The organism is Ensifer sp. GW101-20A05, assembly GCF_059424735.1.
In genome coordinates this window covers 160,862-180,654 of the sequence record NZ_JBWKZT010000007.1, presented here as the reverse complement: position 1 = coordinate 180,654, position 19,793 = coordinate 160,862, and the positions used below count along the sequence as shown (strand labels likewise).

Below are 19,793 nucleotides of genomic sequence, written 5' to 3'. Positions count from 1 at the left end.
GTACAGCATGACAAAACGCCCATTCGAACAAATACCCCTGGCCTTCGGCCACGACCCGGCGACGGGCCGTGAGGACCTGCTCGTCTCCGACAGGCTGAGCGCTGCGATCGCCATCGTCGACCACTGGCCGGACTGGCCGTCGCCGGTCGTCATCATCGCCGGGCCGGTCGGCTCCGGCAAATCGCATCTCGCCAGCATCTGGAAAGAGCGGGCAGGGGCCGAAACGATCCATCCGCTCGCCGGCTCCGATGCCGCCCTGATCGCCGCGGAAAAGCCTGTCCTCTTCGAGGACGCCGACCGCAGCGGCTTTGACGACACGACGCTTTTCCACGTCATCAACAACGTGCGCCAGCATGGCACCGGTCTCCTGATGACGACGCGGCTATGGCCGATGTCCTGGCCGGTGACGCTGCCGGATCTGCGCTCGCGCCTGAAGGCGGCGACCATCGTCGAGATCGGCGAGCCGGATGACGAGTTGCTGACGCAGGTGCTGATCAAGCTTTTCGCCGACCGCCAGCTCTTCGTCGACGAGCGGCTCGTGGGCTATATCGTTCAGCGCATGGAGCGGTCGCTGGAGGCGGCGCAGACGATCGTCGAGCGCATCGACCATCTGGCACTTTCCCGCGGAACGAAGCTCAGCCGGGCACTTGCTTCCGAAGTTCTCGAAGAACTGGGGAATCGGCGGCGGTCCGATTGACTGTCACAGAACCGTCGTCAAACTGAGATAGCCGGTGCAACCGGAGCAATGGGATCGAATGAGCATGGATAACGCGGTATCGGCGGTGAACGAAAACCAGGCGGCAGTGGAGGACATCGATCTGCTGACCAGCCCGCGGCGCTTCATCAACCGCGAATTCTCCTGGCTGCAGTTCAATCGTCGCGTGCTCGAAGAAACGCTGAATACGGCACATCCGCTGCTGGAGCGGATTCGCTTCCTGTCGATCTCCGCTGCCAACCTCGACGAGTTCTTCATGGTGCGCGTTGCGGGCCTGGAAGGGCAGGTGCGCCAGGGCCTTTCCATGCGCTCGCCCGATGGTAAGACGCCGGTCGAACAGCTCGAAGACATCCTCAAGGAAATCGACAATCTGCAGATGGAGCAGCAGGCCTCGCTTGCGGTCCTGCAGCAGTATCTCGCCAAGGAAGACATCCTGATCGTGCGCCCGGCGTCGCTGTCGGCGCAGGACAGGAGCTGGCTTGCCAACGAGTTCGACCAGTCGATCTTCCCGGTGCTGACGCCGCTCTCGATCGATCCGGCGCACCCGTTCCCGTTCATTCCGAACTTAGGCTTCTCGATGGGCCTGCAGCTCGTCAGCAAGACTGGCCGCGAGCCGATGACCGCGCTCTTGCGCCTGCCGGTCGCGCTCGACCGCTTTATCCGGCTGCCCGACGTCAAGAACGTCATCCGCTATATTACGCTCGAAGATATGGTCAGCCAGTTCATCGATCGGCTGTTCCCCGGTTACGAGGTCAAGGGTTCCGGTACCTTCCGCATCATCCGCGACAGCGATATCGAAGTGGAGGAAGAGGCCGAAGACCTGGTGCGCTTCTTCGAAACCGCGTTGAAGCGCCGTCGCCGTGGTTCGGTGATCCGCATCGAGACCGATTCGGAAATGCCTGCGTCGCTGCGCCAGTTCGTCGTGCAGGAACTCGGCGTTCCGGAAAACCGCATCGCCGTCCTGCCCGGCCTGCTGGCGCTCAACACACTCTCTGAAATCACCAAGGCGCCGCGCGACGATCTGCGCTTCGACCCCTACAATCCGCGCTTTCCCGAGCGCGTCCGCGAGCATGCCGGCGATTGCCTGGCGGCGATCCGCGAGAAGGACATGGTGGTCCACCACCCCTACGAATCCTTCGACGTCGTCGTGCAGTTCCTGTTGCAGGCGGCACGCGATCCTGAAGTGGTCGCCATCAAGCAGACGCTCTACCGCACCTCGAACGACAGTCCGATCGTGCGCGCGCTGATCGATGCGGCTGAAGCCGGCAAGTCGGTGACGGCGCTGGTCGAGCTCAAGGCCCGTTTCGACGAGGAGGCCAATATCCGCTGGGCGCGCGACCTCGAGCGCGCCGGCGTGCAGGTCGTTTTCGGTTTCATCGAACTCAAGACTCACGCCAAGATGTCGATGGTGGTGCGGCGTGAGGAAGGCAGGCTCAGGACCTACTGCCACCTCGGCACCGGCAACTATCACCCGGTGACGGCGAAGATCTATACCGACCTGTCGTTCTTCACCTGCAACCCGGTGATCGCCCACGACATGGCGAACATCTTCAACTTCATCACCGGCTATGGCGAGCCGGAAGCCGGCATGAAGCTCGCGGTTTCGCCGCACACGCTGCGCCCGCGCATCCTCAAGCACGTCGACGAAGAGATCGAACATGCCAAGGCCGGGCGCCCGGCGGCGATCTGGATGAAGATGAATTCTCTCGTCGACCCGGAAATCATCGACGCGCTCTACAAGGCGAGCCGCGCCGGCGTCGAGATCGACCTCGTGGTGCGCGGCATCTGCTGCCTTCGGCCGCAAGTCCCCGGGCTCTCCGACAACATCCGTGTCAAGTCCATCGTCGGCCGTTTCCTCGAACATTCCCGCATATTCTGCTTCGGCAACGGCCATGGGCTTCCATCGGAAAATGCCCTTGTCTATATCGGCTCGGCGGATATGATGCCGCGCAATCTGGACCGGCGGGTCGAGACGCTCGTGCCTCTCATCAACCGGACTGTGCACGAACAGGTTCTGTCGCAGATCATGCTGGGCAATCTCATCGACAACCAGCAGAGCTACGAAATTCTTCCTGATGGCACCTCTCGCCGGATGGAAGTCGGCAAGGACGCCGAGCCTTTCAACGCACAGCACTATTTCATGACCAATCCCAGCCTCTCCGGCCGGGGTGAAGCCCTGAAGTCCAGCGCACCGAAGCTCATAGCTGGCTGGAAGAGCGGCTGGCACAAATAAACTGGAATTGCATGGTCGAATCAGAAGCGCAGGGGCGTCTGCCCGGCATCCGCCCGGTTTCCGTTATCGATATCGGTTCGAACTCCATCCGCCTTGTCGTCTATGAAGGCCTGAGCCGCTCGCCGGCCATGCTGTTCAACGAAAAGGTGATGTGCGGTCTCGGCAAGGGCATCGATGCGACCGGACGCATGGACGAAGAAAGCGTCGAGCGCGCGCTCAGGGCGCTGCATCGCTTCCACGCGCTCTCGAAGCAGGCGCGTGCCATATCGATGTATGTGCTCGCCACGGCGGCAGCACGCGAAGCGAGCAACGGTCCGGCCTTCATCGAGAAGGCGGAGGCGATCCTCGGCCATAAGGTCCGTATCCTCACCGGCGAGGAGGAGGCCTATTATTCTGCGATGGGTATCGTCAGCGGCTATCACGATCCTGATGGCGTCGTCGGCGACCTTGGCGGCGGTTCCCTTGAGCTCGTCGACGTCTCGGGCACGAAGATCGGCAAGGGTATCACCCTGCCGCTCGGCGGCATCCGGCTGTTCGAACACAGCAATGGCTCGCTCACGAAAGCGCGCACCTGGGTGCGCAAGTTCATGAAGAACTCGGCCGTGCTGAGGACCGGTACGGGCCGCACCTTCTACGCCGTCGGCGGCACATGGCGCTCGATCGCCAAGCTGCACATGGAGACCCGGGACTATCCGCTGCACATGATGCAGGGCTACGAGATTTCCTACGACGAGGCGATGGCGCTGCTGCCTGAAGTGATCGAGCCGAAGAGCATCAAGCCGTCGGCCTATGCGACGATCTCGAAGAGCCGCCGCAGCCTTCTGCCCTTCGGGGCGATCGCCATGCAGGAAGCGCTCTCGATCATGAAGCCGGAGCGGATTTCCTTCTCGGCACTCGGTGTGCGCGAAGGCTATCTGTTCTCGTTGCTGAAGGACGAGGAACGCGCCCAGGATCCGCTGCTGACGGCGGCGAATGAAATCGCCATCCTGCGCGCCCGCTCACCCGAGCATGCGCGTGAACTGGCCGACTGGACGGGCCGCATGGTGCCGTTCTTCGGGATAGAAGAGACGGAAGAGGAAAGCCGTTATCGTCAGGCCGCGTGCCTGCTCGCCGATATCAGCTGGCGCGCGCATCCCGACTATCGCGGCCTGCAGGCGCTGAACATCATCGCCCACTCGACCTTCTCCGGTATCACCCATGCGGGCCGCGCCTATATCGCGCTTGCCAACTACTACCGCTTCGAAGGGCTGAACGATGACGGCGCCACGAACGCGCTTGCCGGTATCACCACGCCGCGCTTGCTGGAACTGGCGAAGCTGCTCGGCGGCCTGCTGCGTGTCGCCTACCTGTTCTCGGCGTCGATGCCGGGGATTACGCAGAACCTGACGTTCCGCAAATCGTCCCAGCCGGACGTGGATCTCGAGATCGTCGTTCCGGCCGCCTATTCGGAGTTTGCCGGCGAGCGGCTGGATGGGCGCCTGCAGCAACTCGGCAAGCTCACCGGCAAGAGGCTCGCTTTCCACTTCGAAAGCTGAGGCTGAGGAAAATCTTGTTTCTTGCGGAAAGGGCGCGCCAACCTGGGCTGGCGCGCCCTTTTTGATTATTCGGCCTTCAGGAAATCGCCGACTTCGAGCAGCACGAATTCATTGTCATCGGCCTTGTCGAGCGCGCGACCGGCCGAGAACGGCAGGTTGTTGTCGTTGCCGACGATGATGTGGGTCTCATTGACGCGGTCGACGTTCTCGATGGTGACGAAGGGCATGTCGTAGAAGCCTTCGCCGCCGCCCTGGCGCTTCTTGTTATCCGGGTCGGCGATCTTGAGCAGGTCGATGTAGCCGATCTTGCGGACGGCCTTGCCGACATTGCTGTCATCGAAGGCGATCTTGTAGATGCGCTTGACCTTGGAGCCGGTGGCGAAGCAGTCCGGCTTCGGGTCCTTCGGGTCGGCACACGCCTTGTCGACCGTGCCGGCGCCGTTGTCGCGTTCGATCACCAGCGCGGTCTTGTCGTCGAGCATGTTGAAGTCGCCGATCGCCTCGCCGCCTTCAGCCAGCGGATAGAGCCAGCTGCGACCGGTCCAGTCCTTGCTCGCGACATCGAGTTCGATGATGCGCAGCGCCGGGCGACCATCGGCCTGCTCGACCGTTTCGCCGTCCGTCCAGAGGGGGCCTTCGAGCAGGCCATAGAGCTTGCTGCCATCCTTGGAAAGGGCCATGCCTTCATAGCCGCCGGAGCGCTTCAGGTTGAAAGCGGGCGTCTTCTTCGACGGGTCGGCCTGCAGCGTCAGCGTCGGATTGTCGGGCGACAGGACCGGCTTGCCATCGACCGTCGTCGCAACGACGTCCGTCAGCTTGCCGTCGAGATCGAACTTGAGGATGTAGGGTCCGAATTCTTCGCCAACCCAGAAGCCGTCGGCGACCGGCTGGATCGATTCGACGTCGAAATCCGCCCCGGTGAGATAGCGCTTGTCAGAACCTTCCATGACGATCGGGAAGGGTGCCTTCTTGTCCGGGTCGGTGAGGAAGAGGGTCTTCAGCGCTTCGACCTTGCCCCCATCCCAGTCCATCTTGACGTGATGCAGCATCAGCATGGCGTCGGTGGAGTTCAGCTTGTTGCCGAAGCCATTGTCGGAGAGGCTCCAGAACGTACCGTCCTCCATCGCCTTGATGCCGGAAAAGCCTTGCATCGGCTGGCCGTTGAAGGGCAGCGAAAGCCCGGTCGGGCGAACGCCGTCCTTGCCCGGCACGGTGCCGAGCGCTTCTGCGCGCTTGCGGTCCGCGGAGGTGAACTTGCCGGAGGTCTTCAGGTAATCGGGTGCATCCGAGGGAGCGGCGATGATCGTGTTCGCCGGCAGGATCGCGTGACCCTTCAGCGTTGCGGTGAAGGACTTTTCCTCGGCCGAGGCGGCCATCGTCATCAAAAGTGAGAGCGCCGCGGTGGCGAGAAGCGTTTTCGTCATAAAAGTCACCATGGGTTGGATGCCAAAGACCGCAACCCGATAGGCGGCTTAGATGACGAAGGGGTGATGCTTGTCTGACAGACCGATGAAGCTTTGGTGACAGGCTTAGCCGGCAATGGCGAGGCTCGCCCAGCGCCCGGGCGTTATGCCATAGGCCCGCTTGAAGTGGCGGGTGAAATGCGCCTGGTCGGCAAAGCCGGTTTCGAGCGCAGCACCTGCAAGACTTTCTCCCCTGGCAATCATCTGCCGGGCGCGCTCCAGCCGGCGCATCAGGAGGTAGCGATGCGGGCTTGTGCCGAGAACTTTGCGGAACTGCCTCGCCAGCGTGAAGCGATCGAGCCCGCTGACGGCCTCGAGTTCCTGGGAACCCACGGGCCGCTCGAGATTGGCGCGAAGGTATTCGGTTGCCTCCAGAACGGCGTGCTTGTCGGCCTTTCCGGGCTTGATGTCCTTGGCGCCGGCATGCCGGTAGAGGCCCTCCGCGATCCGAACGAGGATGTCGTCAAGCGCCAGCTCGTCGATGCCATTGTCGAGGTCCATCACGGCTTCTCCGACCGCCTGCCGCAGGGCCTCGTCACCCACGACAGGTGCTGCGACGAAGGGCAGGGCGCGCCCCGTTTCTCCGAGCGCGGCGAGCAAGCGTTCCGGCTGCAGATACATCATCCGATAGCGCAGCCCGATCTCCGTTCCCGCGCCGCCATCGTGGATCTCGTCCGGGTGGAGGATGATGATGCTCCCGGGTTTGCTGAAGCGGCTTTCGCCGCGGTACTGGAACGTCTGGATGCCGCCCAGCGTCACGCCGATCGCATAGGTGTCGTGGCGGTGCGGCTCAAAGAATTTCCCATGCAGGCGCGCTTCTATGCGCTCGATGCCATCGACGGCGGGAGCGACCCGGATACCGTCACCTTGAGTCCCGCACAATCGTTCAAGATCGACGGCAGCACCCTCCGATAATGCGTCTTCCGGCACGCCCTGTCGGGCTGAAATGGAGATGACCGTCATGTTCGATACCAAATTTGCGATCGTATTGCGCGAAGACCTGGCAACCTGGCAAAAGCTGAACGTCACCGCCTTCCTCGCCACCGGTATTGCCGGGCAGAAGCCCGATATCATCGGTGAAGACTATCGCGATGGCGCTGGCAACGTCTACAACGCCTTGAGTGTTCAGCCGATCATCGTGCTCGCCGCAGATGGGAAGACGCTTGGCAACATTCAACGGCGTGCGATCGAAAGGGATGTGCGGACGTCGATTTATGTCGACGGCATGTTCGCCACCGGCCACGACAATGCCAATCGCGCGGTTTTCGCGGAAACCAGCCCGGACGATGCCGCGGTCGCCGGCATCGCCATCCATGCGGACAAGAAGCTGGTCGACAAGATTACCAAGGGCGCAAAACTGCACGGCTGAAGCGGCTACGGCCCGACGGTGACTATTCCGCCGCACTGGGCGCAAGGGCGGACGTCGAGCCTCCGACACGCAGTGCCAGAACGCCGAGCTTTTGACCGCGGCCCTTGATCGCGTGCTCGCCGAGATCCTCGACCCGGACATAGTGCGGCAGACGCATCTTGCGGGCGAGGTCGGTGGAGATCAGCACCTGGTGGCCGAGTGTCTTGCAAAAGCCTTCCAGCCGGGCGGTGGTGTTCACCGTATCGCCGAAATAGGTGATCTTGTGCCTGTCGAGGCCGATTTCGGCAGCGACGATGGTGCCGCCATGAAGGGCTGCGCGCAGGCGCGGGACCTCGCCGAATTCCTTCTGCCAGCGGTGCGCCTCCGCATCGATTATTTCCAGAATGTCGAAGACGCAATGAATGCAGGCCGCATTGTTGGTGGCGCGGTCGAAGGGCCAGGTGATGACGGCAGCGTCGCCCACATAGTCGTCTATCGACCCCCGATAGCGCAGCACAGGGTCGGCAATCGTCGCGAACAGCCGGCCGAGATATTCCTGCATCCTGAGGTCGCCGTGTTTCTCGGCGTAGCTGGTCGAGCCGGCGAGGTCGACGAACAGGAAGACGCGCTCTTCCTGAACCGGATTGCGGTAACGGCCCGTCAGCAGGCTCAGAAAGACGTCGCGGCCCAACAGTTCACGAACCCGGAGGATGAAGACGAGCGAACCCGAGATGCCCAATGCGAAGAGCAGGACCGTCTTGGATGGCGTCATCGCCTCCATCCAGTTGTCGTCCATAACGCCGCTTGTCTGCATGATCAGGCCGGCCGCCGCGTAGCCGACGTCGAGAAGCACAAAGTAGATCGCAAGCGAGGCGACAAAGAAGACAGGCGTCGAGAAGGCGTGGATCCGCCGATTGAGGCGCCGGAAGATGATGCGCCTCTCGAAAGCAATGATCGGCAGGCACATAAAGAGCGCGTAGGTGGCGCCGATCAGGGCGCCCTTTCCATAGAAAACCCATGCGTAAACTGCCCCTGCGCCCGCGATGACGAGCAGCAGCAGAAGTCCTTCGAAAGTGGAGAAGCGCCAACGCATAGAAAGCCCCGGTACGGAAGAAGCGGCATACGTGTCAGTCGGCACGCAACGTTGCCGCTCTGCCACGCCAACAGCGGCGCGCGTCTTATCAGACGCGCAAGGGTCGCTGTGGCACTTTGAATTTCTGCATGTTTTTGCCCTTTAATCGGGTACGATTAAAGGAAACATGCAGTAATCACCTTCGTTCGAGACGATGGTGATTCTGTTCCGCCCGACTTTCAGCTAGAGCCGGAATCGGGCGGAAACTTGACTCTGCCCGATACCGTTTGCCGCCTGTCGCAAACGCGATCTAGCTGCCGAGCTCCACCGTCTCGATCTTCTTGTCGACGAAACGAAGAGCCACTTCGCCGTTGATGAGCTTCAGCGCGGTTTCACCGAAGAGTTCGCGCCGCCAGCCCTTGAGCGCGCCGACATCGGCCTTCTCGCCCTCGGCGGCGATCCTGTCGAGATCGTCGCTGTTGGCGATGATCTTCGCGGCCACGCCTTGCTTTTCGGCGATAAGCTTCAAAAGAACCTTGAGCATTTCGCCTGCGGCAGCGGCGCCTTCCGGCGTATGGTTTTGGCGCGGTAGCTTCGGCAGATCGGTCTTCGGGATCGCGAGCGCCTCGTTGACCGCCTCGATGACCGCAGTTCCGGCGCTGGAGCGTTCCCAGCCCTTGGGAACGGTCCTAAGCCGTGCCAGGGCTTCCGCGTCCTTCGGCTGCTGCTGGGCAATCTCGTAGATGGCGTCGTCTTTCAGGATGCGGCCGCGCGGTACGTTGCGGGCGCGCGCCTCGCGTTCGCGCCAGGCAGCGACGGTCTTGAGGACGGCGAGTTCGATCGGTTTCTTGACGCGCATCTTGAGACGCTGCCAGGCGTCGTCCGGATGCAGGTCATAGGTGTCGCGTGCCTCAAGGATCGCCATCTCTTCAGTCAGCCACAACGAGCGCCCCTCGCGTTCCAGCTCTGCGGCCAGGTACTTGTAGATGTCGCGCAGATGCGTGACGTCGGCGAGCGCATAGTCGAGCTGCTTGTCGGTCAGCGGCCGGCGGCTCCAGTCGGTAAAGCGTGAGGACTTGTCGATCTGCGTGCCAGTCACGCGGTTGACGAGCTGGTCATAGGAGACGCTATCGCCGAAGCCGCAAACCATGGCCGCGACCTGTGTGTCGAAGATCGGGTGCGGAATGAGGTTGCCGAGATGGAAGATGATCTCGATGTCCTGACGCGCGGCATGGAATACCTTGATGACTTCAGGATTGGCCATCAGCGCGAAGAAGGGCGAAAGGTCGATGCCTTTGGCCATCGGGTCGACAATGACGGCGAGATCCGGACTCGCCATCTGGATCAGGCAGAGCTCCGGCCAGAAGGTCGTCTCGCGCAGAAATTCGGTGTCAATCGTAATATAATTTGAACGGGCCAGCTGCTCGCAGGCGGCCTCAAGGTCTGTGGTTGTTTCAATCATCAGATTTAAATCACTGTGGCAAAAATGCGGCTTAGATTTTCGTGTAGCTCTTCGCGGCATCTGTCACAATGGAAATTCTCAGACGATCTTGAAATAACCCGTCATGCCGGTCTTCTGATGCTCGATGATGTGGCAATGGATGACCCAGTCGCCCGGATTGTCCGCTACTAGCGCCACTTCCGCCTGTTCGTCGGGCAGGAGCAGGATCGTATCGGTCGGCGGCGGCAGGAAGGTCCGTTTGTTCGAGTTGAGAATACGGAAGCTCAGGCCGTGCAGATGGATCGGATGCGCATGCGGCGTCCGGTTGGCAACCTCAAGAACATAGCTCTTGCCGAGCTTCATTTCCTCGATCGGCGCGATCGGATCGGGCGTGTCGCCCGGCCACGGCACCTTGTTGATCGCCCAGAACGTATAGCCGAGAGAGCCGCAGATCGAAGGTGCCGCCTTGTGCTCGGCCGTCGCCGTCAGCTCGATTAGCACACGGGTCGCGGTGGAAAGGTCCGCTTCGGCGATCGGGTTGGCGGGCAGGGGGGCGACATCCCTAAGGTCGCGTTTCAGCGACGCGCCGGTTGCCCGGAAGCGTGCGATGGTCCAGGGATGCGATCCGCGGAAATTGCCGAGGGAAACGGTCTGGCCCTCGCCATCGGGCATGCGCAACGCCAGGTCGACGCGCTGGCCTGGGCCGAAGTCGTAGCGATCGAGGGAAAAGGGTTTGTCGACCGGGTTGCCGTCGAGCGCGATCACCATCGCCTCAGCGCCGTCGAGGCCGATGGTGTAGATGCGCGTGACGTCGGTCGCGGCGATGCGCACGCGAATGAGCCCGCCTGCCGGTGCGTCGTAAGTCGGTTCCTGCTGCCAGTTGGCGGTGCGCACCGTGCCATAGGTCCCGCCGCGCGCGGCATCGCGCGGCTTGAACGGATCGATGAAGGCGCCGCCGGTGCCAAGCCGCCAGTCACGGAGGTTGAGCACGATCTCGGCATCGAAATCCGGATCCTCGGGGTTCTCGACGACAATCACGCCGGTGAGCCCGCTGCCCATCTGGGTCAGCGTGTTGCAGTGCGGATGGTACCAGAAGGTGCCGGCGTCCGGCGGCGTGAAGAGATAGTCGAAGTGGTCGCCCGGATAGACATAGGGCTGCGTCAGCTCGGGAACGCCATCCATGGCGTTGGCGATGCGAAGGCCGTGCCAGTGCACCGTCGTCGGCTCGTCGAGCCGGTTGATGAGACGCGCGGCGTAAGGCTCACCCTTGCGCATGCGCAGGACCGGCGGCACGCCGCTGTTCTCAGCCTCGCCCAAACCGTAGGTCATCACCTTCGGCGTCACGCCATCCCTGGCGATCTGCGCCTCGGTGAGACGTGCCGTCAGGGTCTGCGGATCCGGCGCGGCCCCGGCGCGTGCCGCCATGCCCGCCCCGAGCGCAAAGGCACCTCCCAGAGCAGCGGAGCCTTGAAGAAAAGTACGGCGGCTGATGACGGGCATTTCGGCAATCTCGGCTGCTGTTCAGGTTGCTGCCGGTTCTAAACCTGATTGTGGAGTTCAGCAATTATCCGAACTGCGCGCATCTTGCCGCAGGCTCAGCCATCCTTGCGCTTGTGGTTGTTGCCGGTGGCGAGCTTGTTGAAGAAGGACGAGGTGCGCAAAAGGTTGCGGAACGGCATCGCACGCTCTCCGGCGGGCACTGGCCCGCGCGCCGTCATGCGCTGCAGGGTGTAGAGCATGAACAGGAAGAGGATCGCCGCCGTGTAGATGAACAGCGCCTGCGGCCCGAAGATGTCGAGCAGGAAGGACGCAAAAAGAGGCCCGATGATCGCGCCGAGCGACCAGAAGAACAGCATGCCGGCAGATACCAGCGCATGCTGCCCCTCGGCTGCGTGGTCGTTGGCATGCGCCGAGCAGAGCGAATAGAGCGGCATGGCAAAAGCGCCGAAGAGGAAGATGCCGGCAAAGTTCAGCCATTCGTCGTTGCCGGCGCCGAAGGCCAGGAACAGGCCGGCGAGCAGCGAGCCGAAAGTGGCGATCAGGATGATCAGCCGGCGGTCGATCCGGTCGGAATAATGGCCGAGCGGATATTGCAGCACGACGCCGCCGATGATGCCGGCGCTCATGAAGGTGGCGATCGCCGTCACGGAAAGGCCGATGCCCTGGGCGTAGATGGGCCCGAGCGAGCGGAAGGCGGCGTTGGTGAGGCCGACGACGATGCAGCCGACGGTCGCGAGTGGCGAAATGTTCCAGAGCGCCTTGACGTCGAACCGGATCGCTTCCGGTGCCACCGGGCTCGACCGGTCGGCAAAAGAGATCGGCACGAGCGACAGTGTCAGTGCCATGGAGATGATGGCGAAGAGTTCGAACCCCTCGAGGCCGATGCCGGGGATGACATATTGCGCCGCCGTCACCGATCCAAGGTCGACGAGGCGATAGACGGAAAGCGTACGCGCCCGGTTGGCGTTGGTGACGCTGGCGTTCAGCCAGCTTTCGACGGTCGCAAACAGGCAGGCGAAGCAGATGCCGGCAAGCAGCCGCATCAGAAACCACATCAGCGGGTTGATGACGAGCACCATCGAAATGGCCGCGGCGGAGGCAATTGCCGCCATGGCCGAGAACGTGCGGATGTGGCCGATGGCGCGCAGCATGCGGGTGACATAGACGCAGCCGAGCGCGAAACCGATATTGTAGCCGGCCCCGACGACGCCGATCAGGGATGTCGAGAAACCTTCCTCCAACGCACGAAGCGAGATGAAGGTGCCCTGCAGGCCATTGCCGCCGATGAGGATGCCTGCGGTGACGAGGAGGGGGATGAGCGGGCGAATCTGAGACATGGGGCAGGCGACATCCGGGAAAGCGGCCGCGACTCGGGGGATCATTGTGAGGCCTTCCAATGTGTAGCCCCGCATTCCGTGGCCGGACAGCCCCGAATTGTGACGATTGCCGTTCTTTTCGCGGCATTTCGGCCTGCTTCTGTCTCAAGCGGTCTTGGACTGGCCGTTTCCTTGGTTTAGAACGCATCTCCATCTGGGGCGGCGGCGGTCGCGCGGCTTGACAAAGCCGGCGCATCATGCGCTTTTCCGCCCGATTTTGACCATGTGCCGCGCGCCGTGTCCCACGAGCCTGCGCGGCTCTTTCGCAATTCCGGGATAAAACGATGCATCGTTACCGCAGCCACACCTGTGCCGCCCTCCGCAAGTCGGACGTCGGCTCCACCGTTCGCCTTTCGGGCTGGGTCCACCGTGTCCGTGACCATGGCGGCGTGCTCTTCATCGACCTGCGCGACCACTACGGCATCACCCAGGTCGTCGCCGATCCGGACAGCCCGGCCTTCAAGTCGGCTGAAACCGTTCGCGGCGAGTGGGTCATCCGCATCGACGGCCGCGTCAAGGCTCGCACCGACGACACCGTCAACAAAGGCATGCCGACCGGCGAAATCGAGCTCTACGCGCAGGAGATCGAGGTACTCTCGGCCGCCAAGGAACTGCCGCTGCCGGTCTTCGGCGAGCCCGACTATCCGGAAGACGTGCGTCTCAAGTACCGCTTCCTCGACCTGCGCCGCGACACGCTGCACAAGAACATCGTCAAGCGCACCCAGATCATCTCGTCGATGCGCCGCCACATGGGCGAAGTCGGCTTTACCGAATACACGACCCCGATCCTGACCGCATCGTCACCGGAAGGCGCACGCGACTTCCTGGTTCCGTCGCGTATCCACCCCGGCAACTTCTATGCCCTGCCGCAGGCGCCGCAGCAGTACAAGCAGCTCTTGATGGTTGCCGGCTTCGACCGTTACTTCCAGATCGCGCCGTGCTTCCGCGACGAAGACCCGCGCGCCGACCGTCTGCCGGGCGAGTTCTACCAACTCGACCTGGAAATGAGCTTCGTCGAGCAGGAAGACGTGTGGTCGACGATGGAGCCGGTCATCCGCGAGATCTTCGTCGAGTTTGCCGATGGCAAGCCGGTGACGGAAAAGTTCCCGCGCATTCCTTACGACACGGCGATCCGCAAATACGGCTCCGACAAGCCGGACCTGCGCAACCCGATCGAGATGCAGGCCGTTACCGAGCACTTTGCCGGCTCGGGCTTCAAGGTCTTCGCCAACATGATCGCCTCGAACCCGAAGGTTGAAGTCTGGGCGATCCCGGCCAAGACCGGTGGCTCGCGCGCCTTCTGCGACCGCATGAACGCCTGGGCGCAGAGCCAGGGCCAGCCGGGCCTCGGCTACATCTTCTGGCGCAAGGAAGGCGAAAAGCTCGAAGGCGCCGGTCCGCTTGCCAAGAACATCGGCGAGGAACGCACCGATGCGATCCGCACCCAGCTTGGCCTCGATGACGGCGACGCCTGCTTCTTCGTCGCCGGCGACCCTTCGAAGTTCTACAAGTTTGCTGGCGAAGCCCGCACACGCGCCGGCGAGGAGCTGAACCTCGTCGACCGTGACCGCTTTGAATTCTGCTGGATCGTCGACTTCCCGTTCTACGAATGGCTGGAAGACGAAAAGAAGATCGATTTCGCCCACAACCCCTTCTCGATGCCGCAGGGTGGCCTCGAGGCGCTGAACACCGAAGATCCGCTGTCGCTCAAGGCCTACCAGTACGACATGGTCTGCAACGGCTTCGAGATCGCCTCCGGCTCGATCCGTAACCAGCTCCCGGAAGTCATGGTCAAGGCCTTCGAGCTGACCGGCAAGTCGCAGCAGGAAGTCGAAGAGCAGTTCGGCGGCCTCTACCGTGCGTTCCAGTACGGCGCGCCTCCGCATGGCGGCATGGCATTCGGCATCGACCGCGTCGTCATGCTGCTCGTCGGCGCGAAGAACCTGCGCGAGATTTCGATCTTCCCGATGAACCAGCAGGCGGTCGACCTCCTGATGGGGGCGCCGTCCGAGGCGACGCCGGCCCAGCTGCGTGAACTGGCGCTTCGCCCGATCCCGCAGAAGAAGGATTGAGGTCGAAGAGACCTGTCAAAAACGAAAGCCCGGCGATCGTTTCGCCGGGCTTTTTTCATGGTCTGCCTGTGATCTGGGTTCACTGCTTGCCGTAGAACGGCGCGGCTGAATTGGCCCCAAGCCCTCGACGGTCGCGTTCGCCATGCGAGAATGAGCGTCTGGCGGCCGTCAGAAGTCCATTCCAGCACCAGACGGCGGCGTCGGTCCGTTCTTTTTCGGTTTTTCGGCGATCATGGCCTCGGTCGTCACCAGCAGGCCGGCGACGGAAGCCGCATCCTGCAGCGCCGCGCGCACGACCTTTGCGGGGTCGATGACACCCATGCGGAACAGATCGCCGTACTCTCCGGTCTGGGCGTTCCAGCCGTGGGCAAAGTCACTGTTCTCCCGCAGCTTTCCAACGATCACCGAACCTTCAGCGCCAGCATTCTCGGCGATCTGGCGCGCCGGCGCCTCGAGCGCCCGCCGAACGATCTCGATGCCGACGCGCTGATCGTCATTGGCGGCCTTGAGCCCGTCGAGCGCGTGGACGACCCTCAGCAGCGCGACGCCGCCGCCGGGCAGAATGCCTTCCTCTACCGCGGCTCGCGTCGCATGCAGGGCATCGTCGACCCGGTCCTTCTTTTCCTTCACTTCGACTTCGGTCGAGCCGCCAACCCGGATCACCGCAACGCCGCCGGCGAGTTTGGCGAGCCGTTCCTGCAGCTTTTCCCGATCATAGTCGGAGGTCGTTTCCTCGATCTGTGCCTTGATCTGGCTGACACGTCCGCCGATATCCGCCTTCGTTCCGGCGCCATCGACGATCGTGGTGTTTTCCTTCTCGACCATCACCCGCTTGGCGTGCCCGAGCGTGTCGAGCGTCACGTTTTCAAGCTTGATGCCGAGATCCTCGGAAATGACCGTGCCGCCCGTCAGGATGGCGATGTCCTCGAGGATGGCCTTGCGCCGATCTCCAAACCCGGGGGCCTTGACGGCTGCGATCTTGAGACCGCCGCGCAGCTTGTTGACGACGAGCGTGGCAAGCGCTTCGCCCTCCACATCCTCGGCGATGATCAGCAAGGGACGGCTCGCCTGGATGACCGATTCGAGAATCGGGATCATGGCCTGGAGGTTAGAGAGTTTCTTCTCGTGGATGAGAATGTACGGGTCCTCAAATTCGACGCGCATCTTCTCCTGGTCGGTAATGAAATAGGGGGAGAGATAGCCGCGGTCGAACTGCATGCCCTCGACGATCTCAAGTTCGATCTCGGCGGTCTTGGCCTCCTCGACGGTGATCACACCCTCGTTGCCGACGCGCTCCATCGCCTGTGCCAGATAGTTGCCGATTTCCTTGTCGCCGTTGGCGGAGATCGTGCCGACTTGGGCGATTTCCTCGTTGTTGGAAATCTTGCGGGCATGGATCTTCAGTTGTGCCACGATCGCCTCGACGGCGAGGTCGATGCCGCGCTTGAGGTCCATCGGGTTCATACCCGATGCGATTGCCTTGACGCCTTCCCGGACTATCGCTTGAGCAAGCACCGTGGCCGTCGTCGTTCCGTCGCCGGCAACATCGCTGGTGCGTGACGCCACCATGCGCAGCATCTGCGCCCCCATGTTCTCGAACTTGTCTTCGAGCTCGATCTCCTTGGCAACCGAGACGCCATCCTTGGTGACACGCGGCGCACCGAAGGCCTTGTCGATCACCACGTTCCGCCCCTTCGGGCCGAGCGTCACCTTCACGGCATCGGCGAGGATATCGACGCCACGCAGCATACGGTCGCGGGCATCGCTACTGAACTTGACTTCCTTGGCTGCCATCGTTGACCTCCCTCAACACAAAACACGTGGCCTGATGCTCCCGCCGCCCGCCGCGCGGGGGCAACCTTGCATGCAATCAAAAATCACTAGCGCAGCCTCGCCGCCTGATCGGCTAGGTCGCGAAGTCCCGTTCCTCGTCATTGTCCGGCGTCAGGATATCGATCAACGCCGCAACCCGGCCAGCCGGCAAGTGGCGGCCTTCGCCGATCAGCGCCTCGTCGTTGTTGACCCAAGCAATGGCCTCGGCGAGTTCGCCGGCCGTGGCCCCCGTCGCCAGCAACTCGGCCATCAGTGTCTCGTCGACCGGGCCAAGGATAGCGGTGATATCCGCATGCTTCAGTCCCATGGGCTCCTCCTTCCGTTTTATCGGTCAGGAATGCGGGGACCTCGGATCCCCGCCCAATGTAAATAGGCCGGGGTCTGAAGGCATCAAGCGCTGATCATATCATGGAAGCCAAGTGGGCGGAAAACCATGAGGCGTCATTCCGGCCGAAGCGCGTTGTCCAGGAAATACCATTGGTCGAGATGCGCGCGAACGACGGGCTCGATCGCATCGTTCAACAGCAGCATATCTTTCACGAGGCGTGCATTCGGCTCATCGGAAGCCGGAAGCCGGAGGGGCTCCAGCGCCTGGCATTCGAAACGGAAACCGTCGGTGCGCAAGCCGTACCAGGGGCAGATCGTGGCACCCGTCATGCGCGCCAGGCGGATGGCAAGCGCGAGATTGCCTTCCTGATGAGGTTTGCGATCGAAGAACGGTCCGCGGATCATGCCGCCAAAGCCTTCGTCGCAGAACATACTGACGACGCCGCCGCTCTTCAGGATCTTGATCGCCGGTCGGATTCCTTCCATGCCCGGCGGCAGAAACCGCAATCCGGCCTTGCTGCGGACGCGCTCGGCGATCCATGCTTTGGCACGGCTCTTGGGTGGTACGTAGAAGGCATGAGGCTGGAGACCGAGACTGCGGAACGCGATCGTCCCAACTTCCCAATTTCCGAGATGAAGCCCGACGAGGACGACGGGGCCGTCTTTCGCCACGTCGCGGATCGGAGCAAGGCCATCGGTCCGCAACCTCTCGCCATGCCGCTGCAACCTGTTGATGACGGAAAATTCTGTCATCAACCGTCCCTGGGCCTGGCAGTTTTCGAGGAACAAGGCTTCCTGTTCCTCGGGGCTCAGGTCCGGACGCAGATGTTTGATCGTATCCCGGGCGCGCTGCGTGGCGATCTTGTGAAAGCGCGGCACCACGAAAAGGCCGAGTGCGGCCCCCAGGCGTGAGCATGCATCCATCGGCAGAAGCTTCATGCCGAAATGGGCAGTGAGATTGGCAAGGTTCCACAGATTGTCGGTAATCCAATAGCGCCGGAAGGCCCGGGACCGGTCACCGCCTGCCAATGCGTCCCCAAGACGCGGCGGTTGCTCCTCAGCGAAAGTCCAGGCCTTGCGCTTGGCAATCGGTCCCCTGACGCCAGGATTATCCGGCGCCATGCGACGTGCCTTCTCGCCTGTGTAAAGTGACCGGAAGCCCGCCCTTCGGTCTGAGGGTCAGCCGGCAGATCGGCTCGACCGCGTGGCGTTCGCGCAGGCGAACCCGGTAGCGCTGAGCGATGATCGCCAGGCAGAGGATCGCTTCCGTCAGGCCGAAATGCAGGCCCGGGCAGACGCGGGGGCCGCTGGCGAAGGGAATGAAGCTGTAGGGCGTCGGGCGACGGCCTTCGGTGAACCGCTCCGGATGGAAGTGGTGTGGGTCTTCGAACAGACTTTCCGTGCGGTGCAAGAGCCATGGCACGATCAGGACGAGCGAGCCCGGCTCGGCGGCAACGTCGCCGATCATGTCCGCCTCGCGCGTCTGTCGCGCCAGGATCGGAACCGGCGGGTAAAGGCGAAGCGTTTCTTCAATGACGGCCCGGCACCATTCGAGCCGCGGCACGTCGTCGATCGTCGGCGTCCGGTCGCCGCAGACCCTGGCGATCTCGTCGTGCACGGCCTTCTCGATCCAGCCTGCTTTCGAAAGCAGATACCAGGTCCAGGTAAGTGTGGCTGCCGTCGTCTCGTGACCGGCCATGAAGATGGTCGCGGCTTCGTTGCGCAAGGCGACGAGGTCGAGCTTCAGCTCCGGATTTCGCTGCTGCCGCCGGATGAGCAGTTCGACCATCGAATTGTGGTCGCCGCGGCCGGCAAGGTGATCCTCCACCACCTTGTCGATGGTCCCATGGATGCGCTTGACCGAGCGGCGCAGGCTCGGTGTGCGCAGGACGGGCAAGCCGTCGTCGAAGCCGAGGAAATAGCCGATGTTGATGGAATCGACCAGCGACTGGTAGCTGGTGAAGCCCTCGGTCACGGCAGCCGCACTGTCGTCTCCGAGTTGGTTGCCGAAGACGCTGCGTGCGATGATCTCGGCGGTCAGGCCCGCCATTTCGTGCAGGGCGTTGACCTCGGCACCGTCGGGCATCTGGTTCCAGCGCTCGACCAGTTCGCTGGTTGTCGTCTCCATGACAGGACCGAAGGACGGCACTCTCTTGGCGTGGACGATGTCGGCCACCAGCGGCCGGCGTTGCTTCCAGGTGTCTCCATCCGAGATGAACAACCCGTCGCCGAGCAGAAACTCGAGCGCCCGGCGCATCTGCGGGCTCTTGCGCTCGAAGTTCTCGTGTCGCTTGACGACCACCTGTCGGATCAGATCGGGCGAGTTGACGACGATGATCTGCCGGCCGAGGATCCGGGTCTGCGAGACGTTTTCGGTATAGTCGCTGGCGCGCCAGATCGACAGGAAATCCGTCCGCGCCTGAAGCAGGAGCCGTAGCGGCTTACCTGGCGGACCCGAATAGTAATCGGCACGGACGGGGGCGAATTTCCCCTCCAGCAATTCTTCCCTGAAATTTACAGATTGCTGGAGCCAGGCGAGCATTTACGTCCGATCTGCCGTAATATGAAGATGATATTCAGGCGTATATTTGTATTTCTTACACAGAGTCCGAGAATTCCTCGTCGAGGCTGAAATGCTCTCAAGTTCACGGAACGTCGAATTCTCGGCCGCCTGAGTGTGGCATGCACGATTTTGATGAAAAACGCTATCGCCCGGCGGTGAAATTTTCTTGGCGCCATGAACGACGTTCGGAGAGAGTAACGGCCACTGCAACCGAAGCGCGCGCCTTCAAGACGTACGGTGCCGACCGTTCGCATGGCCGCAAGTAGAAACAGCCCTTGTCCTGTGGAGGGCCGGCGGGTGCAAAATACAGATCTG

General features: G+C 62.4%; 15 protein-coding genes. 5 read left to right on the top strand and 10 right to left on the bottom strand.

Annotation, left to right across the window (positions count from 1 at the left end; translation table 11 throughout):
- The first annotated feature begins 7 nt into the window (after positions 1-7).
- From hdaA to ppx, 3 genes are all read left to right on the top strand, one after another.
- Complete coding sequence (hdaA, locus tag AC070A_RS19155; RefSeq protein ID WP_093232193.1) at positions 8-697, top strand: DnaA regulatory inactivator HdaA; 690 nt, start codon at positions 8-10, stop codon at positions 695-697.
- Between the two features lie 64 nt (positions 698-761).
- On the top strand, positions 762-2,948 hold the full coding sequence (locus tag AC070A_RS19150; RefSeq protein WP_057252898.1) for an RNA degradosome polyphosphate kinase: 2,187 nt from the start codon (positions 762-764) through the stop codon (positions 2,946-2,948).
- A gap of 11 nt (positions 2,949-2,959) precedes the next feature.
- The gene (gene ppx, locus AC070A_RS19145; protein WP_058329393.1) at positions 2,960-4,483 is read left to right on the top strand and encodes an exopolyphosphatase; all 1,524 of its coding nucleotides are present in this window, start codon (positions 2,960-2,962) and stop codon (positions 4,481-4,483) included.
- Positions 4,484-4,548: 65 nt separating this feature from the next.
- Here ppx and AC070A_RS19140 read toward each other — a convergent pair whose 3' ends face one another.
- Complete coding sequence (locus AC070A_RS19140; protein WP_113479498.1) at positions 4,549-5,907, bottom strand: esterase-like activity of phytase family protein; 1,359 nt, start codon at positions 5,905-5,907, stop codon at positions 4,549-4,551.
- Between the two features lie 105 nt (positions 5,908-6,012).
- Positions 6,013-6,909, bottom strand: coding sequence for an AraC family transcriptional regulator (locus tag AC070A_RS19135; protein ID WP_082663721.1), 897 nt, complete (start codon positions 6,907-6,909; stop codon positions 6,013-6,015).
- On the opposite strand from AC070A_RS19135, the gene AC070A_RS19130 reads away from it, so the two are divergent.
- Positions 6,908-7,315: a DUF2000 family protein gene (locus AC070A_RS19130; protein ID WP_058320201.1), complete on the top strand. Its 408-nt coding sequence runs from the start codon at positions 6,908-6,910 to the stop codon at positions 7,313-7,315. The two genes, AC070A_RS19135 and AC070A_RS19130, sit on opposite strands and share 2 nt — an antisense overlap.
- A gap of 22 nt (positions 7,316-7,337) precedes the next feature.
- Here the strand turns inward: AC070A_RS19130 and AC070A_RS19125 are convergent, their stop codons facing one another.
- The 4 genes from AC070A_RS19125 to AC070A_RS19110 form a co-directional block, all read right to left on the bottom strand.
- Positions 7,338-8,387 (bottom strand): adenylate/guanylate cyclase domain-containing protein, encoded by a 1,050-nt coding sequence (locus tag AC070A_RS19125; protein ID WP_058320200.1) that lies wholly within the window; start codon positions 8,385-8,387, stop codon positions 7,338-7,340.
- A gap of 289 nt (positions 8,388-8,676) precedes the next feature.
- Positions 8,677-9,828: a ribonuclease D gene (gene rnd, locus AC070A_RS19120; RefSeq protein WP_058320199.1), complete on the bottom strand. Its 1,152-nt coding sequence runs from the start codon at positions 9,826-9,828 to the stop codon at positions 8,677-8,679.
- Positions 9,829-9,906: 78 nt separating this feature from the next.
- Complete coding sequence (locus tag AC070A_RS19115) at positions 9,907-11,307, bottom strand: multicopper oxidase family protein (RefSeq protein ID WP_113479465.1); 1,401 nt, start codon at positions 11,305-11,307, stop codon at positions 9,907-9,909.
- A gap of 95 nt (positions 11,308-11,402) precedes the next feature.
- Positions 11,403-12,644: an MFS transporter gene (locus tag AC070A_RS19110; protein WP_057252893.1), complete on the bottom strand. Its 1,242-nt coding sequence runs from the start codon at positions 12,642-12,644 to the stop codon at positions 11,403-11,405.
- A gap of 323 nt (positions 12,645-12,967) precedes the next feature.
- Between AC070A_RS19110 and aspS the strand changes: the two genes are divergently transcribed.
- Entirely contained in the window at positions 12,968-14,755 is a 1,788-nt protein-coding gene (aspS, locus tag AC070A_RS19105; RefSeq protein ID WP_057252612.1) for an aspartate--tRNA ligase, read from the top strand.
- Between the two features lie 168 nt (positions 14,756-14,923).
- Here aspS and groL read toward each other — a convergent pair whose 3' ends face one another.
- From groL to AC070A_RS19085, 4 genes are all read right to left on the bottom strand, one after another.
- Complete coding sequence (groL, locus tag AC070A_RS19100) at positions 14,924-16,549, bottom strand: chaperonin GroEL (RefSeq protein WP_057252609.1); 1,626 nt, start codon at positions 16,547-16,549, stop codon at positions 14,924-14,926.
- Between the two features lie 112 nt (positions 16,550-16,661).
- Positions 16,662-16,895: a hypothetical protein gene (locus AC070A_RS19095; RefSeq protein WP_057252607.1), complete on the bottom strand. Its 234-nt coding sequence runs from the start codon at positions 16,893-16,895 to the stop codon at positions 16,662-16,664.
- A 134-nt stretch (positions 16,896-17,029) separates the two neighbouring features.
- The gene (locus tag AC070A_RS19090) at positions 17,030-18,037 is read right to left on the bottom strand and encodes a lysophospholipid acyltransferase family protein (protein ID WP_057252605.1); all 1,008 of its coding nucleotides are present in this window, start codon (positions 18,035-18,037) and stop codon (positions 17,030-17,032) included.
- Positions 18,024-19,457, bottom strand: coding sequence for a cytochrome P450 (locus tag AC070A_RS19085; protein WP_113479466.1), 1,434 nt, complete (start codon positions 19,455-19,457; stop codon positions 18,024-18,026). Before AC070A_RS19085 ends, AC070A_RS19090 begins: the two co-directional genes overlap by 14 nt.
- Between the last annotated feature and the right edge of the window lie 336 nt (positions 19,458-19,793).